Origin of the sequence: Flavobacterium sp., from assembly GCF_017985075.1 — a bacterium.
Classification (GTDB): domain Bacteria; phylum Bacteroidota; class Bacteroidia; order Flavobacteriales; family Flavobacteriaceae; genus Flavobacterium.
The window spans coordinates 1-26,103 of sequence record NZ_JAGNYF010000002.1; the positions used below are offsets into that span (position 1 = coordinate 1).

The window sequence follows — 26,103 nt, forward strand, 5'->3', positions numbered from 1 at the left end:
TTTGTTAATTATTCTATCTTATTTTTAATTTATTATTCAATATTATTAAAAAAAATATTTTGAAGCAAAAAAATAGAGGCTTTTTTTAAAGAATTTTTCTGAAAGTTAAATTTATTCTTGGGTTTTTCTGTTGCGTGGCTTTTGGAATTTGATGTTTATAATGAATTTGAGCACCATTTTTCATTACTAATAAACTACCGTGTTCTAATAATAAAGACTGCTTGAACTCTTTTTTTGTATTGTGTTTTATTTGAAACATTCTTGCTTCTCCAAAACTCACGGAAGCAATAACAGGATCTCTGCCTAATTCTTTTTCGTTATCGGAATGCCAACCATTGCTATCTCTTTCGTTTCTATAATAATTTAGTAAAACTGTTGTAAAGTGTTCGTTTATAGTACTTTCAATTTCTTCTTTTATGAAGGTTAAAACGCTATTAAACGGATGAGGTTGCATAACAATATTGGAATATCCATAGGATTTTCCGTCATTTCCATAAAGAGCAGTTAATCTGGGTTGTGCTATTTTTTTTCCAAAAATGGTTATGTCATCTTGTTGCCAAGCTATTTCTTTAGATAGGGTTTCTAAAAATAAATCGGCTTTTTCTTTAGAGAAAAAATTTGGATAATAAATAAACTCGGCATCAGGTAAATTTAAAAATATAGGTTCTTTATCAAATAAATTAAGCATAAAAAAAGCGATGATTTACACCGCTAATTTATTGCTATTTTTTGGAATTAGTGTTCCTTTTTTGAAAAATTAAGATTCATAATCACAATGGCTAAAATAATTAATGCGATGCCACTCCATTGCCAAAAAACCACTTTTTCATTTAATATTAAAAACGCCATAAGAACTGAAACCGGTAATTCTAAAGAGGCCACAATACTTCCTAAACCCAATCCTGTTTTTGGAAAACCAGCATTTAGTAAAATTGGTGGTATAATTGTGCCGAAAAGCGCTAAAAATAATCCGTAATTCTTGAAAATTTCAATGTTTAAAGATCCAACTTGTGTAAAGGCTGAAAAAGTAAATACAATTACTGCGCCACCTAATAGCATATATAAACTTCGCTGTGCGGATGAAATTCCCAAAGCTACTTTATTTGCTGTAAACATAGTTGTGGTAAATGAAGCTGCAGCTAAAATACCCCAAAATATGCCTCTCCAATCTAATTGAATTGTAAATTCATATAATTTTGTAGCTAAAAATGTTCCAAATAATACAATTACTACCGAAATTATTTTTTGATTGGAAGGGCGTTTTTTATCTAATATCCATTCTAATAAAACACCCATCCAAACGGTTTGCATAAGAAGTACTATAGCTATTGAAACAGCAATATATTTTACACATAAATAGTAAAATACGCTTGTCATTCCTAATGAAGTTCCTGCAACCATTAGTTGGAAAATATTTTTTGAGCTTGCTTTTTGAGCTTTTTCTTTATTAACTATTTTTTGGAATAAATTGATTAAAAGCACGCCAAGTATTCCATAGATAAATTGTGAAGAAGTTACTTCAGCCGTTGTGAAGCCGTCTTTGTAGGCTAATTTTACAAACGTAGCTAACATTCCATAGCTGGTAGCGCCTAATGCGACAAGAAAAACACCTTTTAGTACATTATTTTTCATTAATCTGTTTTTATAAAGTCAACAAAGGTAGTTATAAAAATGACGATTAATTTTTTTCGTCCTCAACTAAATCTTTAAGATGAATTCGAAGCGCATTCACAGAAATGCTAATTTCCCAAAATGAAATACCTAATGAAATTAATAACGACAATAAACTGATGCCAAAAATATAAATTCCGGCAGTTTCATAGTTTAAAAACAGTAAAAACATCGCAAAAACAGACAAAAACAAACACAACACGCCAAAAAGTTGCATATATCTAATTAATGTGATTCTTTGGTTGAGGTTTTTAATTTCAACTAAAATAGATTTGTTTTGGTCTTGGTCGTAGTTTTTCTTTAAACTTCTTACAATCTGAGCAATGGTTAAAAATCTATTGGTATAGGCTAATAAAATTAATGATGTAGCTGAAAACAATAATGCTGGAGTTTCAATAGAAAGATTCATCAGAAGTAATTTTAATTTAAATTAATAAAGTTTAAAGATACTTTTTTATGTAAAACATAGTGTAACTTTTTGCTCATTTTTTCGTCTTACAAGTAATTAAATTCAAATAATTATTTATTTCTTATGAAAAAACTTATTCTAAATTTCTTGTTCTCTGCTTGTTTTGTTCTTTTTGCTTTTGCTCAAGATACTACTAAAGTAAAAAAAGACGAAATTCAAAAAGAAAATCAGATTGAAGAAGTAAAAATTGTAAAACAGAAAAAAGCTATCGAACAGAAACCAGATCGAACTATTTTTAATATCTCGGATCAACCGAATTTAAACGCGGGAACTTTAATGGAAACCATCAAGCAGTTGCCAGGATTAATTTCTTCAGATGTGGCTGGAATGTTGTATCAAGGAAAACAATTAGAAGTTTTTTTAGATGGAAGACCATTAAATATTTCAAGTGCAGAATTAAATTCTTTTTTAGAAGGAATGCCTGCTAATTCAGTAGAACGAATTGAAGTAATTACGCAACCAGGAGCTGAATTCCCTGCTACCTCGGGTGGTGCTATTTTAAATATTATTACAAATAGAAACGCAAAAAAATATTTAAGTGCTACTTATACCAGTAGTTCAAATTTTAATTCTTACGACAAAATAAGATTTAAAACTTATAATAGTGTGTTGTTAAATGCTAAGAATAAATATTTTGGGTGGCAATTAAATTTTGGACAAAATTATCGTGAAAACGCCACTTGGTCCGAATTTTTAAATACCAGTTCTAACACTATTTTATCAAAGGTAGAAAGTGATAAAATAAATAGATCGCAGTTTTTAAAATCTGGGATTACTTTTGATATTAATAAAGATAGGTTGTTGTTAAACTATGATGTTAATTTGGGAAATAGCAATAGTGAAACAGAAGGTTTTGGTTTAGGGTTTATTACATCAGACAAAGGAAAATCTCATAATACTCGACAAGATGCTACAATAACGTATCAGAAAAGATTTGATGATAAAAGTCAAAAATTAGATTTTGTTTTTAATTATAACAACAATAAAAATGATTTTAACCTCTTTTCAAACGTTTTTAGAAATGCAGTTTTGGATAATTTTTCGAACCAAAATTATTACAACGGAAAATTTGACTATTCACAAGGTTTAAAAATTTTAGATGAAGGAAAAGTTAGTTTTGGTGCTTTGTACGAAAAACTACTTTTTGAAGCTAAAAATTTCGGAAGCATAAATTTAGACTACCAAAGAACAACAGCTGCTACTTATTTAGAGTTTCAAGCAAAATACAATAAGTTCGATTTTATTTTAGGTTCCAGAGCCGAAAAATATGAAATTAATGGGAAAACCACCACTGCTGATTTGATTCCGTTTGACCAATTTAGATGGTTTCCAAACGCTACGGTACAATATAATATTTCGCCACAAATTTTCTTAAATATGAATTACAACAAGAAAATTACATTGCCATCTACTTCTGCATTAAATCCGAACAACACCACGTATCAAAATCAGAATTTAAATACGGTTGGAAATCCAAATTTACAACCTACAATATTTGATAATTTTGAAGTTAAAATTAGTGCTTTTGATTATGCTTATGTTGGCTACAACTTAAGTAGTGCGAAAAATCAAGTGGTACAACAAGTTAGTTTAAATGGAAATTTAGTTCAAAGCACTAATTTTAATGTGTCGGAAGTTAAAATACATAATTTTAATTTTGCACTTCCTTTGCCATATATGCTATTTACAAAAGGATTAAAAGAAACGATGAAATTTGATTTTAATCCAGATAAAATCAACTTTTTATACCTTTATACAGGATATCAATTGCATCAAATTCCCAATTTAGAAACAAAAGGTTTTTGGAATTTAAATTTAATGTCGCAAATAATTTTACCAAAAGATATTAAATTTATTACCGAATTTGGATTCATCACTTCAGGCGGAAATTACTTTTATTTTGTTGCCGACAAACCATTTAATAATTATTTAGATATGACTTTTAGCAAGAAGTTCCTAAAAGATCAATTAACGGTAACTATTTTTGGAGATGATATTTTTAATATGAATAGAAGTTTGTTCCGACCAATAAACGATCCATTATTATCTTATAATAAAAGTGATACTCGAAAATTTGGGTTTACCATAAATTACAAATTACCAACAAAAAATAAGGCAGCAAAAATAGAACAAAACATACTTAAAGACGAGAAAAAGGAAGAAGGAACAGTTATTGGGAATTAATTTTTTTGTCAAGTAATAAAGATAACTTTTTTGCACCAATATCATTTAAATGGTCAGCATCATAAAAATCGGCTGTTATAAATTTGTCAGATTTCAATAAATTTAAATAACTGCAATTTTGGTTTTTTTGAACCAATTCATTTATAGTTTTAATTGTTCTAGATAATTGGATTTGGTTTAAATTCTTATAATAAGAAAGATGAGTAGGCGTGGTAATAAATAGAATTTTAATATTCTTATTTTGACACATTTCAATAATTTTCTGAAGACTTTTTATATTTCCATCAAATAATTTAAAGTTTTTTGTAGTATGTTTTTTTGCAGTATATTGACCTTCAAATTTTTTTCTTTCTTTTGAGTTAAAGTTAGTTCCCCATCCTAAATTAGTAGAGGTTATAAATGATTTATTTAAAGCATAATGCTTTACTACTTTTTTTAAATTAAGTAAAATATCAGGATTTAAAGTTTCAAAATTAGCTGTAAAATGATACTTATTTTCAAAACCATAATACAAGATGTAGTTTTTTAAACGCCATTTTTCAACGTCAGTTTCTAAGGTTTCAAACAAACTAAAATATGAAATAGGAATAATCACTGTTTCTAAATTCGTTAATTTATCCTTGTAATGATGTAAAAGTTCTTCGTCTAAATCCAAAGTTTGCGATACATAAGCAGCATTGAATGTGTGTTTAGAAAAATATTTCGGATTAATTCCGTAAAAAGTATGAGAACTTCCTACTATTAAAGTGTTAATTTTTGAAGCGTTTTTATCTAAATAGGATTTTTTTAGATTATAATCGTTTGGAATTTTCCGAAGTGCAATTTCTAAAACCAAAAAGAAAATAAAAATTGGCAGCATGATTTTCAAAATATGTAACCAAAATTTTTTCATTTAAGAGTTCTGTAATAATTGATAATTATTTCTAATTAGGACATTCTGTAATAGAATTTATCCATTCTGCGATTAAGGCAACACCTTCATCATGTACAATTGTTCTTCCTAAAAAGGGCATTCTATAAAAAGGGTCATTCGTAGTAACTCTGTAATATAAAAGTGATTGTGTTACATTTCCAGGTTTTACAATTCTTCCTTCCATACCAGGAACAATATGATTAGGTGAAACACAAACGCCCATACTTGTTAAGTTTGATGTTTCATTAAATCCGAATTTTAAATTGAAAAATGACGCATAACCACCTGTTTGATGACAATGTGCACAATTAGCATCAAAATAAGACCGTACTCTTGTTTCTAACGGTTTAGATGTGTCTTTGTAATCTACCACGGTATTTATATTCGCAGGAGTATTGTTTTCAAGTATTCCGAGAGATTTCCACTTTGCCAATTGGTTTGAAACACCATCAGTATAATTGTAATTACCGTTTAAATTTTGAGGTTTTATTCCAATAGGTCTTTTTTCGTTTGAAATAGTATGACAACCCGCACATTTCAATTCATTTGGAATATCGTAATCTATCGTTCTTGTAACAGCATTATTATCAATCCATGTAATTTGCTTTGTATTACCATTTAAATTTAAATACGCCTCTGTTTGCTCATCATTCCAAATGTAATTTGCATAAATCCAACCATTTGCTTTTCGAATCATTATTCGTGTTTCTATGATCTTTGTAGTATTTGAAGGTAACACATGGTTATAGTAGAAACTCTTTATTAATGCACTGCCAATAGGTAATTCTAATATAGAAAAATCATTAACATAGGTTGCTTTTGAACCTATAGGCATCCAAACAAATCTTTTCTTTTCGGCGTAGTCTGTAAATAACTCACTTTCTGGTTTGTATGGTATAACACCTAAAACAGGCTCTTGATTTTTAAGTTCACCTTGAAAAAAATTATAGTCTGAAAGTTTTACAAATGGAACTTGGGTTAAATCCATTTTTACAGGCGATATAGCAGTATACAAGTCACTATTATCTTCTTTATTACAAGAAAACATAAGTAGAACTAAAAAAAATAATATAGCTTGTTTTGCTAATTTCATAATTGAAATATGATCTTGCAATATATAAAAAAATCCTGACAGAAAAAATCAACTGTCAGGATTTATAAATGTAGTATTAAATATTATTTTAAGGTTTCAAAACTTCTTTTTACAAAAGCTGTTAATTCTTCACCTTTTAATAGCCCTTGTGATAGTTTAGCTAAATCTAAAGCGTTTTTAACTAATTCTTTTTGATTTTCTTCATTAGCTTGTAAAATAGAAGTAGCTAATTCTGAATTGGCATTTACCACTAAATTATACATTTCGGGCATATTGCTCATTCCAAACATTCCGCCGCCGCCACTTTGACTCATTTCTTTCATACGACGCATAAATTCGGGTTGCGTAATTATAAATGGCGTAGCATCACTGTCTAACGATTCTAATTGAACAGTATACGCTTTAGGAACTACTGCTTCTAAAGAAGTTTTTAAGTTTTCTTTTTCAGTATCTGATAATTTAGAAATTTGAGTTTCTTCTTTATTGATTAATTTATCAATATGATCCGCATCAACTCGAGCAAAAGTTAAATTTTCATTGTCGGCTTCTAATTTCTGAATTAAATGCGACACAATTGGAGAATCTAAAAGTAATACTTGATATCCTTTGCTTGTGGCGATATCAATGTAACTGTGTTGTGTTTCTTTGTTAGACGCATATAAAACAACTAATTTTCCATCTTTATCTGTTTGTAAATCTTTAGTTGCTTCTTTTAATTCTGCTAACGTGTAATATTTGTTTTCAGTTGTAGGATATAAAACAAAATCACCCGATTTTTCATAAAATTTTGGTTCAGAAAGCATTCCGTATTCTAAAACAATTTTAATATCGCTCCATTTAGCTTCAAAATCTTCTCTATTTTCATTAAATAACGATTTCAATTTATCGGCCACTTTTCGTGTAATATAATTTGAAATTTTCTTCACATTACTATCGGCTTGTAGGCCAGAACGTGAAACGTTTAAAGGAATATCTGGCGAATCTACCACGCCTTTGAGCATTAATAAAAATTCGGGTACAATTCCTTCCACATTATCCGTTACGAAAACTTGATTTTGATATAGTTGAATTTTGTCTTTCTGAATTTGTAAGTCGGAACCTAATTTTGGAAAATATAAAATCCCAGTTAAATTAAAAGGATAATCTACATTTAAATGAATGTGAAATAAAGGTTCTTCAAATTGTGATGGATACAATTCTCTATAAAAGCTTTTATAATCTTCATCAGATAATTCACTTGGTTGTTTGGTCCAAGCTGGATTTGGGTTGTTTATGAAATTATCTACATCAATATATTCCTCTTTATAATCGTCTCCAGCATCATTTGGTTTTGGCAATGCTTCTTTTTTAGTTCCAAATTTTATTGGAATCGGCATAAATTTATTGTACTTAGTAAGTAATTCACGGATTTTATACTCTTCTAAAAACTCCAATGAATCTTCTGCAATGTGTAATACAATTTCGGTACCTCTATCGGTTTTAGTATGTGGTTCTAAAGTAAATTCAGGACTTCCATCGCAAGTCCAATGCGCAGCTGGCTCGTCTTTAAATGATTTTGTAAAAATTTCAACTTTAGACGCTACCATAAAAGCAGAGTAAAATCCTAAACCAAAATGTCCAATAATTCCAGAATCTTTAGCAGAATCTTCATATTTATTTAAAAATTCTTCTGCACCTGAAAACGCCAATTGGTTGATGTATTTTTCCACTTCATCTGAAGTCATACCAATACCTTGGTCGATAATGTGAAGTTTTTTACCTTCCTTATCAATTTTAATTTCTATAATCGGATTTCCGTATTCCGTTTTTGCTTCACCAATGCTGGTAAGATGTTTTAATTTTAAAGTGGCATCGGTTCCGTTAGAAATTAATTCACGTAGAAAAATCTCGTGATCGCTGTACAAAAATTTTTTAATCAATGGGAAAATATTCTCCACCGAAACATTAATTTTTCCTGATGTCATATGATGTTTGTTTTAATTAAATTAATGATAATGAATAGTCAAATTAAGTACCAATTTTGTTTTTGCTGACAAATTGACATTTTTATTTCATTAAAAACATCATATTTTTTTGGTTACATTTAAAGTAATATATTTACACTTTATTTTTAGAATTATTTTCTTACTATTCGCAAATGCTTCAAGTAAACATTCCTTCTTTTTCTTATCAAGAAAAAATTATATTACAAAATCTAACATTTACTTTAGATGAAGGACAACGATTAGCCGTTATTGGAGAAAGTGGTTGCGGAAAAAGTACTTTATTGAAATTAATTTACGGATTATATGACTGCGATGAAGGTAATATTTCTTGGAAGTCAGAACCTGTTTTAGGTCCAAAATTTCATCTTGTACCAGGAATGTCTTTTATGAAATATTTAGCACAAGATTTCGATTTAATGCCATTTATAACAGTTGGGGAAAACGTAGGAAAATTTTTATCAAATTTTTATCCAAAAGAAAAACAAGATCGAATAGATGAGCTTTTAAATTTGGTAGAAATGTCTGAATTTAAACATGTAAAAGCTAAGTTTTTAAGTGGCGGACAAATGCAGCGTGTGGCATTGGCACGAGTTTTAGCACAAGAACCAGAAGTATTACTTTTAGACGAGCCATTTTCGCACATTGATAATTTCAGAAAAAACAAATTAAGAAGAAAAATATTTCAATATTTAAAAGAAAAACAAATTACAACCCTTGTTGCAAGTCACGATATTAACGATGTGTTGTCATTTTCAGATGATGTTATTGTTTTAAAAGATACTACTATTTTAGAAAAAGCAACCCCTCTTGAATTATATAACCATCCTAAATATCCATATACTGCGGCTTTATTTGGTGAAGTAAATGAAATTGAAATAAATGGAAAAATGCAGTTAATCTATCCCAATCAATTGCAAATTGTAGAAAAATCTGACATTCAAGTTGAGGTAATTTCTTCCTATTTTAAAGGGAAATATTATTTAATTGAAGCCAAATTTGAAAATCAACTTGTATTTTTTGAGTCAGAATTTAAAATTGAGAAACACAGTATCATCAATCTTAAAATTAAGGAATAATTACCATAATATAAATAATAAATTGTAGCATATTTTTATTAAATTTGCTTAATAAATCTAATAAAATGTACCATTCAAAAATATCGGGCTTAGGTTATTATGTGCCAGAAAACATTGTAACAAATGATGATTTATCCAAAATAATGGATACCAATGACGAATGGATTCAGGAAAGAACAGGAATTAAAGAGCGTCGTCATATTATCAGAGGTGAAGACACCACTACTTCTATGGGTGTAAAAGCTGCAGAAATAGCCATACAACGGGCAAATGTTGCTAAAGAAGATATTGATTTTGTAATTTTTGCCACACTTTCACCGGATTATTATTTTCCAGGACCTGGTGTGTTAGTGCAGCGCGATTTAGGTTTAAAGACAGTTGGGGCCTTAGACGTTAGAAATCAATGTTCTGGATTTGTGTATGCGATTTCAATTGCCGACCAATATATCAAGACAGGGATGTATAAAAATATTTTAGTAATTGGTTCCGAAGTACACTCCACCGGATTAGATATGTCTGATAAAGGCAGAGGTGTTTCAGTGATTTTTGGAGATGGAGCAGGAGCAGCAGTACTTTCAAGAGAAGAAGATTTGAATAAAGGAATTTTATCAACTCATTTACATTCTGAAGGGCAACACGCAGAAGAATTAGCTCTTATTGCACCAGGAATGGGAAAACGCTGGGTTACGGATATTATTGCAGATAATGATCCAAATGATGAAAGTTATTTTCCTTATATGAATGGCCAATTTGTATTTAAAAATGCCGTAGTTCGTTTTAGTGAAGTCATTAATGAAGGTTTACAAGCCAATGATTTACAAGTTTCAGATATTGATTTATTAGTACCACATCAGGCAAATTTGAGAATTTCTCAGTTTATTCAGCAAAAATTTAAATTATCTGACGACCAAGTGTACAATAACATAATGAATTATGGAAATACGACCGCTGCATCTATTCCGATTGCTTTAACAGAAGCTTGGGAAAAAGGTAAAATTAAAAGCGGCGATGTAGTTGTTTTAGCTGCTTTTGGTTCTGGTTTTACTTGGGGAAGCGTGATTATTAGATGGTAATTTTTTTAGAGTATAGAAAATAGAATATAGATTATAAAAAAAGCGTTCAGAAACTTCTGAACGCTTTTTTTGCCTAACACCTTAAGCCCAACACCCAACACCCAAAACCTAAAACATTCCACCACCTTGGGTTTCGTTTTTCTCACGTTGTTTGCGTTGTAGTTCTTTGTTTTTACCGCTTCCAAAATTGTAATTGAATCCTACGTAAAAAGTTCGGCTTTCAAATCTAAATTCACCATCTTGACGGAAAGGAATGTTTCCATTGAATCCGAAAAATTGTGTTCTAAACATATCATTCATTCTTGCAGAAAGGGTTCCTTTTCCGCTTAAAACAGTATAATTTGCTCCAAAATCTACTCGATACATTGGCGTTCTTAAATATTGCAATCCTAAATCGCGACTTCTGTACATTCCAAATAAATTAAATCGTAATTTTTTTGTAGCAGTGAATGTGTTGTTTAATCGCGTATTAAAAGTGGTTACATTTATTTCTTTATTTTCTGGTAAGTTGGTGTTGATGTTTGTAACAGTTCCACGAACGGTTTTGTAATATACATCTGCACTTGCGTTGGTTGACCACCATTTTGCTAATTTTAAATTAGCATTAATTTCTGCACCCAATTGACTGTTATTGTCAAAATTATCAAACGACATAATATTTTGAATGTTGTTTAATGGATTTGGAAAAATAACTCTTGAAATTTCAGCATTAATTAATCTGTAAAATACTGCTGAAGTTACACTTCCTAAACTGAAGATTTTAGTATGATTAATTTCGAATGAATTGGTAAATTGAGGTTCCAATGCTGGATTACCTCTTGACTCTAATAAAGGTGTGGTCCATTCTCTAATAGGATTTATTTGTCCAATACTCGGGCGATCTACTCTTCTGGTATAGTTTAAATTAAAGGTGTTTTTGTCATCTAATTTATAAGATAAATACGCAGATGGATACGCTGTAAATATTTCATCTGCAACCGAAGTGGATTCAAAATAATTTGGATTTTTTTCATTTCTTTCAAATTTCGCATCTAAAGTATATTCTTCGATTCTAACGCCAACTTGTGCGCTAAATTTGCCAAATGATTTGCTATAATTTGTATAAATCGCGTGAATGTTTCTGTTAAAAGTAAACGGATTGTAACCATAAAAGTTTAACGATTCATTATAGAAATTATTCTGCCCATCTTGAATTCTGCTTTCAAAACCAATTTCAATTTTTGAGTTTTCGTCTATTGGATTCGTATAATCAATATTAAACTGGGCATAATTCGTTTTGCTATCTATGTCATTTAATCGCAAGATACCGTTATTTCTAAAGTAGGAAATATCTTCACTTGAAGTCTTGGCATAATTTGCTTGAAACTCAATTAATTCGCCTTTTTTCTTAAAGTTATGTTTAAAGTTTAAATCGTAGGTTTGTGTAATGTTTCCGCTGTTATTGGTATTGGTTTGAAGTTCATCTGCAAACGTAGTATTATTATAATAATTTATATTTGTATTTGAATTTCCTTTTCCATCTGCAATATTCCAGTTTGTGAAAAACGATAAAGTATTGTTGTCATTTATGTAATAATCCACTCCAATTTTAGCCAAATGTGACGTGTTGGTATTGGTGAAATTGAAATCTTGTCTGTTTTCTAAATTCGGACGGTCTGCTTCTACAAAACCAAAGCTTCTATTTCTTCCGTGATTGAAACCATAATTTGTATAAAAATTTACTTTTCCCACTTTATAATTTAAGTTTAACGACTGATTAGTTTTTGGCGTAATTCCAAATGTATACCCAGTAGTTACATTTCCGTTAAATCCTTTTTGTGTGTTTTTATTTAAAATGATATTAATAATTCCGCTATTTCCTTCTGGATTGTATTTAGAAGATGGGTTGGTGATTAATTCCACTTGTTTTATGGAAGCTGATGGGATTTGTTGCAATAATTGTCCTGCATCAATATTGGTAGGTTTTCCATCAATTAATACTCGAACATTACTATTTCCACGTAAACTTAATTCCTTGGTTTGTGGATCAATACTTACCGTTGGAATGTTATTAAAAATTTCCGATGCGGTAGTTCCAGAGGCAATTAAATCTTTACCAATAGTCACAACTTTTCTGTCTGCTTTTTGTTCAATAGTGGAGCGTTCTTTTACAATAGATACGGTTTCAATAGTATTCGCATTGGATTCTAAAGTAATATTTCCAAGGTTAATTTCTTTATTTTCTTCCGATAAAGTAATCGTTCTTGACGCGTCCATATATCCGATAAAGTTGACTTTTAAAATATAGCTTTTCAATTCTAAATTTTTTATTTCAAAACTTCCGTCTTCTTTTGTTGAAATGGCGGCTATAGGTTTTTGACCTTCTAATACGCTAACGGTAGAATATCCAACTGGTTCGTTTGATGTTTTATCAATAATTTTCCCTCTAATAATTCCAGGATTGTTTTGCTGAGCTACTAAAGTTAAAGTTGAAAATACAACTAATAAAGCGCTGAAAATGTGTTTTAATCTCATAATTTTTTTAATGTTTTGAACGAATATATTACCTCAATTATTTCTCAAAAAATGGAAGAGAAATTACGACGTAGAATATGAATTTTGTACATTAGACAAAATTTGTGCATTTTTGTTACAAATGAACTTTTCAATTGGTTAAAAATTCTATCTTTGCACGCTATTAAAAATACGATGATGTTATTACAAGAAATTCTTTTAGAACCTATAAAAAATGCCGTTGAAAAACTATTTCAAATTTCTATTGAAAAAGTTGAATTTCAATCTACAAAAAAAGATTTTGAGGGCGATATTACTATGGTGGTTTTTCCGTTGGTGAAACAAATTAATGGACTCGAGGCAATGCCGAACAGAGCGAAGCTAAATCCTGTAGAAATAGGAACTAAAATAGGGGAGTATTTAGTAGAAAATGTTGTTGAGGTATCAAAATTTAATGTAGTTGCAGGTTTTTTAAATTTAGTAATTTCAGATAAATATTATATTTCTTATTTCAATAGCATAAAAAATGATAATTCGTATGGCTTTGTAACGCCTACGGAAGGACAAAAAGCAGTAATGGTAGAATATTCTTCACCAAATACAAACAAGCCCCTGCATTTAGGTCATATTAGAAATAACTTATTGGGTTATTCTGTTGCTGAAATTATAAAAGCATCTGGAAAAAAAGTATATAAAACTCAAATTATCAACGACAGAGGAATTCATATTTGTAAATCGATGTTGGCTTGGCAAAAATTCGGAAACGGACAAACACCAACTTCAACAGGTTTAAAAGGCGACAAATTAGTTGGTAATTTTTATGTGGAATTTGATAAAGCTTATAAAGTTGAAATTGCTGCTTTAATGTCGCAAGGAAAAACAGAAGAGGAAGCCAAAAAACAAGCGCCACTTATTTTAGAAGCCCAACAAATGCTTTTAGATTGGGAGAATGGCAAACCAGAAGTTATTGAACTTTGGAAAACAATGAACCAATGGGTGTACGATGGATTTTCCGTAACGTATACAAATTTAGGAGTAGATTTCGATAGTTATTATTACGAAAGTAATACGTATTTGTTAGGAAAAGATGTTGTGGAAGAAGGTTTAAGTCGCGGTGTTTTCTTTAAAAAAGAAGACGGTTCGGTTTGGATTGATTTAACAGCAGATGGCTTAGACGAAAAAATTGTATTGCGTTCAGATGGTACTTCTGTTTATATGACACAAGATATCGGAACGGCAATTCAACGAGTTAGAGATTTTTCAGACATTGGCGGTATGGTATATACCGTTGGAAATGAGCAAGATTATCATTTTAAAGTATTGTTCTTAATTTTAAAAAAATTAGGGTACGAATGGGCTGAAAATTTATTTCATTTATCGTACGGAATGGTAGAATTACCTTCTGGAAAAATGAAATCGCGAGAAGGAACTGTAGTTGATGCAGATGATTTAATGGCTGAAATGACTACAACAGCACAACAAATTTCTGAAGATTTAGGAAAATTAGATGGCTATTCTGAAGAAGAAAAAGCGATTTTGTACAACACAATTGGTTTGGGTGCTTTAAAATATTATATGTTAAAAGTGGATCCGAAAAAACAAATGATGTTTAATCCAGAAGAATCAGTAGATTTTAACGGAAACACAGGGCCTTTTATTCAATATACTTATGCTCGTATTCAATCGATTTTAAGAAAAGCAACTTTCGATTATAGTTCCGAATCAAAACTTTTGGAATTACACGAAAAAGAAAAAGAGTTAATAAAACAAGTACAATTATTTCCTGAAGTAATTCAAAGTGCCGCTGAAAATCATAGCCCAGCATTAGTTGCGAATTATACTTACGATTTGGTAAAAGAATTCAATTCGTTTTATCAAAATGTATCGATTTTAGGAGAAGATAATTTAGACAAAAAAGTATTTAGAGTACAACTTTCAAATTCGGTAAGCCAAGTAATTAAAAATGCTTTCGGATTATTAGGAATTAGCGTTCCTGAACGTATGTAACTTCGAGAGCCTCAGTTACCTTTTTATTGGTTTAGGTTCTCGTGTTGACTGAGGTTCTCGAAGTCAACATTAATATAAATAAATTTCAAAAATAATCTGTAAATCAGAACTAAAAAATAAAAATATAAATAATTAAAGTGAAACAAAACAAATCATATTTTTTTCAATCCTGGCTAATTGTAGTAATTGCAATTTTTTCTTTTATTGGGTTTAAATCGTTTTTACCTAAAAAATTATTTCCAGATACTGCAACAAATAGCAAAAATATTGTAGTGGATAGTTTGATGTTAGAAGCTGTAGCTGAAGCCGGAAATCTTTCTGAAGAAGACACTTTAACAAACAAAACCATTTCTTTTGTTTCAAATCCGTTAGGAATAAAATTTTCAAGTGAAAAATTCGAACAGTATAAAGGATATCAATACCTAATTCCCTTTTTTGAAAAATTATACCAATTAGAAACCAATAAAAAAGGAAAAGCCCGAATTGCTTATTTTGGTGATTCAATGACGGATGGCGACCTTATTGTTCAAGATGTACGTACTCAATTTCAAAGTGTTTTTGGTGGAGAAGGCGTTGGTTTTGTAAACATTTCATCAGAATCAGCAGGTTCAAGAGGTTCGGTTATTCACGAATTTTCTCCCAATTGGAAATCGCAATCGTATTTAAAAACAAAAAGCCCATTGCGTTCATTTGGTGTGAATGGTGCTGTTTTCTTTGCAAAAGATACGGCAAACCCTACTTGGGTAAAATATAAAGCTGGAAGAAATCGTTTTTCAACGACTTTAAATAATCCCACTCTTTTTTATGGAAGTTCTAAAAATAAAAAAGGAATGTTGCGTCAAGTTATTGGAAAAGATACTGTTTATAAAAAACTTTCTCCAAATTCTATTTTAAATACCACACAAATTGGAAGTGCTGTAAATAAAGTTAAAGTAAATTTTATCAATGCCGATTCAATTCCGTTTTACGGATTTAATTTTGATAATGGAAAAGGAATTCACGTTGATAATTTTTCTTCTCGAGGTAACTCTGGTTTACCGTTAGGTTCATTCAATATAGATTTAATGAATGCATTTCAACAAAAATTAGGGTATGATTTAATTATTCTACAATTTGGAACGAACGTTTTAAATTACGGTTCATTAAATTATTCTTGGTACGAAAGAAAAATGACTTCTGTTGTAAACCATATCAAACAATGTTTTCCAGGTGCTGCAATTTTAATTATAACAACTGCAGATAAATCTACAAAGTACGATATGCAAATGAAATCAGATTCTGCCGTTGCTCCATTAATTATGGCTCAGAAACGATATGCAGTTAAATCAGAAGCCGGCTTAGTAAATTTATATACTCTAATGGGAGGAGATGGTTCTATGGTGAAATGGGTAGAAAATGTACCAGCAAAAGCCAATAAAGATTATACACACTTTAATCATAGAGGTGCTAAAGAAATTGCAAAACTTATTTATAAACAAATAGATACGGGTTACATTGAGTACAAACGATTACGTGCTTTAGCTAAGCAAAAAAAACAACCCAAACCAAAGGTATTAGATTCGGTACCAGTAACAAAAGACACTTTAAATGAATAAATTTATATACATATTATTTTTTACTACACTTGGTTTTTCGCAAATTGATTCTGTAAAAGTAGAAATTGATAGTGCTACAGTTGCTATTGATACGGCTAATTTTGAAGCGTTTAATAATGTAATTTCTAACGAAAAAGCACTAACAACTATTTTTGAAAAATTATATCAATTAGAAGAAAACCAAGATAGAAAAGTACGAATAGTTCATATAGGTGATTCGCACATACAAGCGGATTTATTTACTGGAAAAATCAGATATCGTATGCAGCAAATTTTTGGAAATGCTGGTTTCGGATTTACATTTCCATATAGTTTAGCAAATACAAATAATAGTTCGCCTATTAAATTTACTGGCTCTGGCGGATTTTCTGCTTCGCGAAATTTATATGCTGATACTTCAAAACCTGTTGGCGTGAGTGGGATATCATTTGAACCTAAGCAAAAAACCTTTCATATTGATATGTTAGTAAAAGATTCGCAATTTGATTTCACTAAATTAAAAGTCATTTCGCCTAAAAACGAAAATATTTTTAATGTTTCTTTTGCTAAAAAAAGTTTTACTACGCAAGAAAAAGTAGCTGTTAAAACACCAGCAATAAGTTCTCATATAGTAAAACCGGGTGAAGTTTTAGGCGGAATTGCAAATAAATATAACATTTCATTAAAACAATTAAAAGCAGCTAATGGGTTGACATCGGATAATATTAGAGATGGAAAAACTTTAAAAATTCCTGGCGGAAAAACAGTAACCACTTACAAAACTGTTTCAACTGTAAAGTATATTTATGAACCGACTGTTTTAGAAAACACACCATTATACAATTCCTATACTTCCGAAAAACCTATTGATAAAATTACCATTATTGGAAATGAAAATAATTCTGAATTTGCGTTAAATGGTTTGATTTTAGAAAATGAAAATGCAGGTGTTACCTATTCATCTATTGGTGTAAATGGTGCAAAAAGCAGCGATTTTAATAAGTTTCCTTTGTTTTTCGAACAATTACCAGCGCTTGAAGCCGATTTGTATGTAATTTCTTTGGGAACAAACGAAAGTTTTGATAAGCAAGATATTCCTACTTATTTTGGTAACTTAAAAACAATGATTGACGGCATTAAATTAAAATGTCCAGAAGCTTCGATTTTACTTACTACGCCACCACCTTCTGTGTTGCACGGAAAATCTCAAAATATTTACATAGAAAAATATGCCGAAAAAATTATTGAAATGGCAGCTACTGAAAACTATGCAGTTTGGAATTTATTAGATGTTTTTGGTGGAAATAAAAATATTATAATGAATTCAAGAATGGGATTAATGGCAAGAGATAAAGTGCATTATTCTAATACCGGTTATGATAAACAAGGCGAATTGTTTTTCGATGCGTTTATTCAATCGTACGAATTATATAAATCTGAAAAATAAGAGATTGTGTTGCAAGAATGGTTTTATAAAAATATAGGTAAAATTACACCTGAAGTAATTGAAAAATGGTTTGTTTACAATGAAAAAGAACCATTGCTTTTTAATACGGGCTTATTTTTAGGTCTGTTTTTGGTGTTTTATTTTTGGTATATTTTACTGAAAAAAGCAGACACTATGCGAATGGTTTATGTAATTTTATTTTCACTATTTTTCTATTATAAGTCAAGCGGAATTTATTTTTTATTACTTTTAGGTTCGGCAGTTGTTGATTATAATTTAGGAAATTTAGTACATCGTACTTCAAGTGTTTTTTATAAAAAATTATGTTTAACATTTAGTATTATTCTAAATTTAGGATTTTTAGGCTACTTTAAATACAGTAATTTTTTAGTAGACATTACCAACACCGTTACTGGAGAAAAATTTGCGTTTTTTGACGTGATTTTACCTGTAGGAATTTCATTTTACACGTTTCAATCTATAAGTTACATTATTGAAGTCTATCGAAAAGAAATTGAACCTACTAAACGTTTTGTAGATTATTTGTTTTTCGTTTCCTTTTTCCCACAATTAGTGGCAGGACCTATTGTAAGAGCAAAAGATTTTTTACCTCAAATTTATCAAAAATTAAATGTAACGCAAGACGATATCAATCGTGCGTTTCTATTGATAATTGGTGGATTGATTAAGAAGACGGTAATTTCGGATTATATTTCGTTAAACTTCGTAGATCGTGTTTTCGATTTACCAAATAGTTACACACCTTTCGAAAATTTAATGGCGTCTTATGGCTATACGATTCAAATTTATTGCGATTTTTCTGGATATTCAGATATGGCAATTGGTGTAGCATTATTGTTAGGTTTCAAATTACCAACCAACTTCCGTTCGCCATATAAATCCACTTCTATTACAGATTTTTGGCGACGTTGGCATATTTCTTTATCTACTTGGTTAAAGGATTTTTTATATATTTCTGTGGGAGGAAATCGGTACGGAACGTTTGCAGGATTTTTATTTCCAAGTTTGTTTTTTATAGGTGCCATTGTATGGGGTATTTCTTTTTCTAAAACAAGTAATATACCATTACTAATAGCTGTAGCATCAACTATAGTCTTTGTTTTTACTTTTTTATTTTCAAGAGAAAAAGAAAAAACGATGTACACCAACGTAAATTTAATGACAACTATGCTTTTAGGTGGTTTATGGCACGGTGCCAGTTTACGATTTATAATTTGGGGTGCTTTGCACGGTATGGCTCTTGCTATTCATAAAATATTTTTAGAATATTATCCGCCGTCAAAGCGTAAAATATTCTTTTTAACGCCGTTTTTAAAAATTATTGGAATTCTTGTAACCTTTCATTTTGTAGCTTTTTGTTGGATTTTCTTTCGAGCAAAAGACTTTACAATTGCATTACAAATTATTCAGAATATCGGAAAAGTAACTTTCGATTTCAATCAGTGGTTTACCATAATTCAAGGCTATCAAAATGTATTTATTTTGATGTTTTTAGGATATTTTTGGCATTATATTCCCGAAAAAGTCACCATCGCCATTCAAGATGTTTTTAAAGCTATGCCTTTAATTACTCGCGCTATTATTTTAGGATTGGTTTTTTGGTTGGTTTATGCCACTGCATCTGCAGGTCCGCAGCCATTTATTTATTTCCAGTTTTAAGTTCTGTAATATTTGTTACATAGTAGTGATTTTAACTTTAGTACATTTGCTTAAAGTTTTAAACTATGAAATCGCCATTGACTACAAGTTTGCGTAAGCAAACACTTATAAATAAAAAGGCGATACCATATATGACCGCTAAAAAATAAATTTTACATATATGAAAAATATATTCTTTAACAATTGGCATTTTATGCGCTATTTCCGAATTGCGATTGCTTTATTTTGTTTTTACACCGCATATGAGGAAAATCAATGGGTATTTGTTCCATTTGGTGTTTTCTTTTTGTTTCAAGCGGTTTTTAATTTAGGTTGTGGCCCCAGAGGTTGTAATGTTCCAACTAAAAACAGAGAAGATGAGTAAATTTCAAGAATTAATTAATGGAAACAAACCCGTTTTAATTGATTTTTTCGCCACTTGGTGTGGTCCTTGCCAAGCTTTAGCTCCAATTTTAATAGAATCAAAAGAAGAGTTAGGAGATGCTGTTAATATCATTAAAATTGATGTAGATAAAAACCAAGAAATTGCTGCTCATTTTCAAGTAAAAGGAGTGCCGACTATGATGTTGTTTCAAAATGGGAAAATGTTATGGAGACAATCTGGCGTGGTTTCTAAAAATGAAATTGTTAGTATTGTGAAACAAAAAGTTTATGATATAAAAAAATAATTATATATTTGATTTTCAAAATTGTTTAAATTATTAATAAAAAGATTATGAAAAAAATTAAAATAATTTCAGTTTTAGCACTTTTATTCGTCCTTAATGTGGCATCTATGTGTAGCGATGATGATGATACGCCTACAAATGTAAATCAAACACAAGTAATTAATGCTGTTATTTCAGGTACTTGGCGTATTACAAATTATGTGGATTCAGGAGTAAATGAAACCGCTAATTTTACAGGTTATAACTTTACTTTCGCATCAAATAATGTGCTTACAGCAGTAGGAAACGGATTAACTACATCAGGAACTTGGTCGGTTACTGATTCAAATAGTAATGATGACACATTAAACGATTTAGATTTTAATATTGCTTTTACCACACCAGCTAATTTTGTAGATTTAACAGATGACTGGGATATTGTTTCAAGAACAGATACAAAAATTCAATTGATTGATGTGAGTGGAGGTAACGGCGGAACAGATTATTTAACCTTCGAAAAAAATTAAGAAAAATTTATCATTTAAGTATTAAAAAAATTAGTACTTTTGAATATAGTAAAATAATACGTATAACAAATAAAAATAAATATCATGAAAAAAGTATTGTCAATTGTTGCCTTAATGGCATTTATGGTTTCTTCTGCTTCTGTAGTAAACTTTAAAGAAAAAGAAAAAGAAAAGAAAAAAGAGAAAACTGAAAAGTCATGTTGTTCAGATAAAAAAGCAGCAGAGAAAAAATCTTGTGCTTCAACTGAAAAAAAATCATGTTGTTCTAAAAAATAATATGTTTTACATAAGTTAAAAAAACCGTTCCGAATTTTCTGAACGGTTTTTTTATTTTTAAAATTTAAAATTTTGCACGTGCCTTACTTTCATATTTAGTTCTATTAGAAAGCGGAAACACATCACTTTTTTTTTAATTATTATAATAAATTCTGAAGAATACATTTTTAAAAATCGGAAATGCCGAAACAGCGAGGTAAAAATACTGAAAGTAGGTATAAAATTAACATATAACCAGCTAATTAAGAACCAAATAAATACATTAGACTATTTTTTTTTAATACTTTTACGTAAGCAACCCCAGTATCTTTTGTAACCTAAAACAAAAAACATGAAAAAAATTTTACTTCTAATACTCACTCTTTTTACCACACTAGCTACCGCACAGCAAGTAACCACTTTTGCTGGATTTAATTTTTCGGGTTACCAAGATGGTCCTTTACAAACTGCACAATTTAATGCCCCCGACGCTGCTTGTTTTGATACCGATGGTAATATGTATGTGGCTGATAGGTTCAACCATAAAATTAGAAAAATAAGTACCATAGGCATAGTTACTACAATTGCAGGCTCTACAGAAGGTTTTGCTAATGGTTTAGGTACTGCAGCACAATTTAATCAGCCTGCAGGCATTTGCATAGATGCTTTAGGCAATTTGTATGTAGCAGATAGTAACAACAACTGCATACGCAAAATAACCCCTGCAGGTTTGGTAACCACTTTTGCAGGTTCAACAGCTGGCTTTGTTGATGGTTTTGTAACCGCTGCAAAGTTTTATTACCCACATGATATTTGTATTGATACTTTAGGTAATTTATACATTGCAGACACTTTTAATAATAAAATAAGAAAAATTGCAACAGGTAGTTTGATTGTTACAACTTTAGCAGGCTCCACAGAAGGGTATTTAGACGGACCTAGTGCAACAGCACAATTTTATTGGCCTTGGGGTGTTTGTGTAGATAGCAATTTTAATGTATATGTTGCAAGTAATTATAGAATAAGAAAAATAACACCCGATGGTATGGTTACCACTTATGCAGGTTCTAGTTTTGGTAGCGCCGACGGACCAGCTAATATAGCACAATTTAGAAATCCACAAAGTTTGTGTATAGATTCGTTAAACATTGTATTTGTTGTAGATTCTGTAAGTAACAACATAAGAAAAATTGATGCTGATGGTAATGTTACTACCTACGCAGGTCCTGCAGGAATGAGCTCATCAGGTTCAGGTGGTGATATTGATGGTTATAGTACCGATGCAAGATTTTCATCACCAACTGGTATTTGTATAGCAGCAGATAACAGTTTATATGTGTTGCAACAAAATTATGGTAAAATACGAAAAATCACCAATGTTTTGCCTGCTGAAAGTTTTAATAACACGGTTAATTTTACTATTTTTCCTAACCCAAGCTACAATCAGTTTACCATTACTAGCACATTTCCTTTTAATAAAGTAGAAATTTTAGATTTGCTAGGTAAACCAGTTTTTCATCAAAACAATTTATTAAATACACACACAATAATAAACCATAATTTAAGCAAAGGCTGCTATATGGTACTGGTACATTTCGATAATAAAACGAGTTGCCATAAATTACTTATAAACTAATGTAATTTTTTTATTTGTAATACCTCAAAACGTGGATATGCTATTTCGAAAATGTGAAAAATAATCTTCTCTAAAACTAAAATAATAAAAATGTTTAATAATAATACATTTTTAAAAATCGGAAAAACCGAAACAGCGATGTAAAATACTGAAAGTAGGTATAAAATTTTAATAAATCCCCTATGAAAAAAAAGTTAACCTTTTTGCTTTTTACCATAAGTATGGTAACCTTTGCGCAAAACCACTATTATTATTACAAAGGCAAAAAACAAGCCTTGCTGCTAGAAACCAGCAAAGTAAATGTGTTTACCAACGCGGCATTTAGCCCCAGCCAAGTGGCTGCCGTTTCGCCCTTGCCCTACCAACAAAAAAGTAGCACTTGGGGCACGGTGGTGTTTCCTGAAACACTAAGCGAAATGCAATTGTATCAGAAAATAAACCAGCTAAAAAACACCCAAAACATAAGCAGTGTGGGCTTGTATTACAAAGCCAAAAACAACAAAAGCGTGGGTACCAGTAATTTGTTTTATGTGCAGCTTAAAAACCCCGAACAATATGCGGTGTTGCAAACCGAGGCAGCCCAAAAAAACGTAACCATTTTGCGCCAACTGGCAAACAGTTTGTGGTATTGTTTGCAGCTAACAAACAAATCGGTAGAAACATCGGTAGCCCTAAGCAATTATTTTTACGAGGCGGGTTTTGCCAATGTAGACCCTGGTTTTATATTGCCATTTGCTAATGTAGAAATGGAAAGCAATAGCAGCAGTACTACAAGTAACACTACCACAACCTCCTGTTCTAATGACCCTTTGTTTGGCGGACAGTGGGCACTAAACGGAACAACCGCACCCAATGCCGACATTAATGCCTGCCAAGCCTGGACAATAGGTACAGGCACTGGGGTAAAAGTGGCGGTGTTAGACAACGGTATAAAGCTAGATCATCCCGATTTAGCAGCAAATATATATCCATTAAGTTACAATGCCGAAACCCTAACCTCGCCAAGCCAATTAACGCCACATCCTTCGTATATTTCGTCTCAGTATAGCAATATCATGTCTAACCACGGCACCCATGTGGCAGGTATTATTGGGGCAAAAGGCAATAATGGTATAAAGTTTAGCGGGGTAGCACCTAACTGCACCCTAATGGGCATAAGCCATTTTTTACAATTTGAGGGTTTTTCCATCAACCATACAGAAAGGCTTGGTTATGGAATTAACTGGGCAAAATTACAAGGTGCAGAAGTTATCAATTGTTCGTGGCATTATGATGAAACCCTTAACCCTACCACTGAAACTCCCTTTAGCACCACATTATTAGAATCTTTTATAATTGATTTTATTGAAAACGGTAGAGAAGGTAAAGGCGGTATTCTTGTTTTTGCAGCAGGTAATACTGATGTGGCGGGTATTAATTATCCTGCTAGTTTTGATGCACGTATTTTAACCATTGGTGCTTCAGATACCTTTGGGCAACGTGCTAGTTTTTCGTCGTATGATGTGGTTACTACATCAAACAGAACGGTTGATGTAGTGGCACCGGGTGTAAATATTGGAAGTTTAATTGTTAATATATTACCAGGAGCCACAATCGCAGACCCAAGTATGCCTTCTGTACAAGCAGTGGATCCAAATGGTAGTATTGACCAAACCTATTCTCAAGGTACCTCAATGGCGGCACCGCATGTTTCGGGAGTAGCGGCGTTAATGTTGTCGGTAAACCCGTGTTTAACGGGGCAACAAATTAGAGATATTATTGAGCAAACGGCACAAAAAGTGGGTGGCTATACTTATGCAACAACAGTGGACAGACCCAACGGTACTTGGCATAAAGAAATGGGGTATGGCTTGCTAGATGCTCACGCGGCAGTGCTAAAAGCACAGCAAATGTATTCGTCTGTAACCGATTTGTATGTTAAGGATAATACCATTGATTTGGGGATAGAACCTAACACCACCACCTCTACATTATGGAACAGCCCAAATATTTGGTTGCGCAACAGCCCAGATAACGGAACCACACATCAAAACGCGGGTTCAGGTATAAACTATGTGTATGTTAAGGTACAAAACAAAGGCTGTGTGGCATCTAACCCAAAAGATCTTGTTAGATTATTTCAATCTGTTTATACTTGGGGATTGGAAGATGTATATTCAGGAATAATAGAGTTAAATCAAAAACCAATTCCTGTTTTACAACCAGGAGAAGAAAGGATAATCATGATGCCTATAACACCTATTTTTAACACGGGGCATAGTCCACTAATATCTAGTGCTAGTATCAATTTAATTGCACAAATTATACCTTTTGCGGAAACTACTACGCCTGTTATAACTTTAGGAAATACTTTAACATTAGCAAAAAATCACAACAACATTGCCATAAAAAATTGTGTTAGAATTTTTCCAATATTCACACCAACGGAAATATTAGCTACTTATAAATCGGGAAATATACCATTTGGTAATATACAAAATACCAATAAAAATTATAAAATTGAGCTAATTGAAGATACAGGAAATGATGAAAAAGCCATTTATAAAGAAGCGGAAGTAGATTTAAAAATGAGTGAAGAAGTGTTTCAGGCATGGACGCGTGGAGGAGCACAACAAGTAAATATGAATGCCACTTCTGATTTGAAAATAAAAAGGGTTACTAATGAAAATGTAATTTTAGATAATGTAAACTTTAATGCCAACGAATTTGGTAACATTTCTTTGTCGTTTAATTTTTTAACGGAAGAAATTACAGATAAAACATTATATACATATAACCTTATTATGCGCGATAAAGTTACTAACGAAATTGTAAACGGAGCCACTATAGAAATTGAAAAGCCATTACGTGCTTCCTTCGTTGCAGATGCTGGTGATGATATAACAAAAGATAAAGCAGAGGTAATAACCATAACTGCGGAAGATATAAATGAACCCGCCATATACAATTGGTATGATAGTGCGGGTAATTTAGTTTTTACGGGTAAAGATTTAACAATAAGTAATGCTGCTGCCCAAAAATATAAATTAGAAGTAATAGCCACAGCAGATGGTTTTAAAGATTATACCGAAGTAGAAGTCAGCTTAAAACCAAGTGTTTTAAGTAGTATTGCGCCAAATCCTGCAACAAGTGCGGTTACTATTGGTTATAAAATTAACGAAGGCGGAAATGCGTATGTAATGGTTTTAGGTGGTTATGGTACTACTGCTACATCAAATAATTATATTTTAGACGTAAACCAGTCGGAAACTACACTCGATGTTTCCAACTATTCCAATGGGTTTTATACCGTTGCTTTAGTGGTAAATGGTCAAATTGTTGATGCAAAAACTTTAATAAAGGAATAGCTTAGCTACCACTTGGTACAATTAAA

At 31.1% G+C, this 26,103-nt stretch carries 20 protein-coding genes; 13 read left to right on the forward strand and 7 right to left on the reverse strand.

Going from position 1 to position 26,103, the window contains the following annotated elements; genetic code table 11:
- Positions 1-85: 85 nt before the first annotated feature.
- Genes KA468_RS00700 through KA468_RS00710 form a run of 3 tightly spaced genes read right to left on the reverse strand, consistent with a single transcriptional unit; the run spans position 86 to position 2,080 of the window.
- Positions 86-688: an alpha-ketoglutarate-dependent dioxygenase AlkB gene (locus KA468_RS00700; RefSeq protein ID WP_291241036.1), complete on the reverse strand. Its 603-nt coding sequence runs from the start codon at positions 686-688 to the stop codon at positions 86-88.
- A gap of 47 nt (positions 689-735) precedes the next feature.
- Complete coding sequence (locus KA468_RS00705) at positions 736-1,632, reverse strand: DMT family transporter (protein ID WP_291241037.1); 897 nt, start codon at positions 1,630-1,632, stop codon at positions 736-738.
- Between the two features lie 46 nt (positions 1,633-1,678).
- Positions 1,679-2,080 (reverse strand): DUF2721 domain-containing protein, encoded by a 402-nt coding sequence (locus KA468_RS00710; RefSeq protein WP_291241038.1) that lies wholly within the window; start codon positions 2,078-2,080, stop codon positions 1,679-1,681.
- A 123-nt stretch (positions 2,081-2,203) separates the two neighbouring features.
- Between KA468_RS00710 and KA468_RS00715 the strand changes: the two genes are divergently transcribed.
- On the forward strand, positions 2,204-4,324 hold the full coding sequence (locus KA468_RS00715; protein ID WP_291241039.1) for a TonB-dependent receptor: 2,121 nt from the start codon (positions 2,204-2,206) through the stop codon (positions 4,322-4,324).
- Here the strand turns inward: KA468_RS00715 and KA468_RS00720 are convergent.
- The 3 genes from KA468_RS00720 to htpG form a co-directional block, all read right to left on the reverse strand.
- On the reverse strand, positions 4,311-5,183 hold the full coding sequence (locus KA468_RS00720; RefSeq protein WP_291241040.1) for a hypothetical protein: 873 nt from the start codon (positions 5,181-5,183) through the stop codon (positions 4,311-4,313). The two genes, KA468_RS00715 and KA468_RS00720, sit on opposite strands and share 14 nt — an antisense overlap.
- A gap of 64 nt (positions 5,184-5,247) precedes the next feature.
- Entirely contained in the window at positions 5,248-6,330 is a 1,083-nt protein-coding gene (locus KA468_RS00725; RefSeq protein ID WP_291241041.1) for a hypothetical protein, read from the reverse strand.
- Between the two features lie 83 nt (positions 6,331-6,413).
- The gene (htpG, locus tag KA468_RS00730) at positions 6,414-8,294 is read right to left on the reverse strand and encodes a molecular chaperone HtpG (RefSeq protein ID WP_291241042.1); all 1,881 of its coding nucleotides are present in this window, start codon (positions 8,292-8,294) and stop codon (positions 6,414-6,416) included.
- 173 nt (positions 8,295-8,467) lie between these two features.
- Between htpG and KA468_RS00735 the strand changes: the two genes are divergently transcribed.
- Both KA468_RS00735 and KA468_RS00740 read left to right on the forward strand, forming a co-directional pair.
- The gene (locus tag KA468_RS00735; RefSeq protein ID WP_291241043.1) at positions 8,468-9,391 is read left to right on the forward strand and encodes an ABC transporter ATP-binding protein; all 924 of its coding nucleotides are present in this window, start codon (positions 8,468-8,470) and stop codon (positions 9,389-9,391) included.
- Between the two features lie 65 nt (positions 9,392-9,456).
- A complete protein-coding gene (locus KA468_RS00740) occupies positions 9,457-10,464 on the forward strand; it encodes a 3-oxoacyl-ACP synthase III family protein (protein WP_291241044.1) in 1,008 nt (335 codons plus the stop codon).
- 108 nt (positions 10,465-10,572) lie between these two features.
- Here the strand turns inward: KA468_RS00740 and KA468_RS00745 are convergent, their stop codons facing one another.
- Complete coding sequence (locus KA468_RS00745) at positions 10,573-12,978, reverse strand: outer membrane beta-barrel family protein (protein WP_291241045.1); 2,406 nt, start codon at positions 12,976-12,978, stop codon at positions 10,573-10,575.
- A 177-nt stretch (positions 12,979-13,155) separates the two neighbouring features.
- Here KA468_RS00745 and argS point away from each other — a divergent pair, with 177 nt between their 5' ends.
- From argS to KA468_RS00795, 10 genes are all read left to right on the forward strand, one after another.
- Positions 13,156-14,964: an arginine--tRNA ligase gene (gene argS, locus KA468_RS00750; protein WP_291241126.1), complete on the forward strand. Its 1,809-nt coding sequence runs from the start codon at positions 13,156-13,158 to the stop codon at positions 14,962-14,964.
- A gap of 137 nt (positions 14,965-15,101) precedes the next feature.
- Positions 15,102-16,559, forward strand: coding sequence for a hypothetical protein (locus tag KA468_RS00755; protein ID WP_291241046.1), 1,458 nt, complete (start codon positions 15,102-15,104; stop codon positions 16,557-16,559).
- Entirely contained in the window at positions 16,552-17,985 is a 1,434-nt protein-coding gene (locus tag KA468_RS00760) for a GDSL-type esterase/lipase family protein (RefSeq protein WP_291241047.1), read from the forward strand. The genes KA468_RS00755 and KA468_RS00760 overlap by 8 nt, the downstream gene beginning before the upstream one ends.
- 6 nt (positions 17,986-17,991) lie before the next feature.
- Positions 17,992-19,665, forward strand: coding sequence for an MBOAT family O-acyltransferase (locus KA468_RS00765; RefSeq protein ID WP_291241048.1), 1,674 nt, complete (start codon positions 17,992-17,994; stop codon positions 19,663-19,665).
- A gap of 160 nt (positions 19,666-19,825) precedes the next feature.
- Positions 19,826-20,029, forward strand: a complete 204-nt coding sequence (locus KA468_RS00770; protein WP_291241049.1) for a hypothetical protein — start codon at positions 19,826-19,828, stop codon at positions 20,027-20,029.
- A complete protein-coding gene (gene trxA, locus KA468_RS00775; protein WP_291241050.1) occupies positions 20,022-20,333 on the forward strand; it encodes a thioredoxin in 312 nt (103 codons plus the stop codon). The genes KA468_RS00770 and trxA overlap by 8 nt, the downstream gene beginning before the upstream one ends.
- 47 nt (positions 20,334-20,380) lie before the next feature.
- Complete coding sequence (locus KA468_RS00780) at positions 20,381-20,839, forward strand: hypothetical protein (protein ID WP_291241051.1); 459 nt, start codon at positions 20,381-20,383, stop codon at positions 20,837-20,839.
- Positions 20,840-20,923: 84 nt separating this feature from the next.
- Entirely contained in the window at positions 20,924-21,115 is a 192-nt protein-coding gene (locus KA468_RS00785; RefSeq protein WP_291241052.1) for a hypothetical protein, read from the forward strand.
- A gap of 331 nt (positions 21,116-21,446) precedes the next feature.
- Positions 21,447-22,730 carry an NHL repeat-containing protein gene (locus KA468_RS00790; RefSeq protein WP_291241053.1) on the forward strand — a complete coding sequence of 428 codons (1,284 nt, stop codon included), beginning with the start codon at positions 21,447-21,449 and terminating at the stop codon, positions 22,728-22,730.
- A gap of 182 nt (positions 22,731-22,912) precedes the next feature.
- Complete coding sequence (locus tag KA468_RS00795) at positions 22,913-26,077, forward strand: S8 family serine peptidase (protein WP_291241054.1); 3,165 nt, start codon at positions 22,913-22,915, stop codon at positions 26,075-26,077.
- Positions 26,078-26,103: the final 26 nt, after the last annotated feature.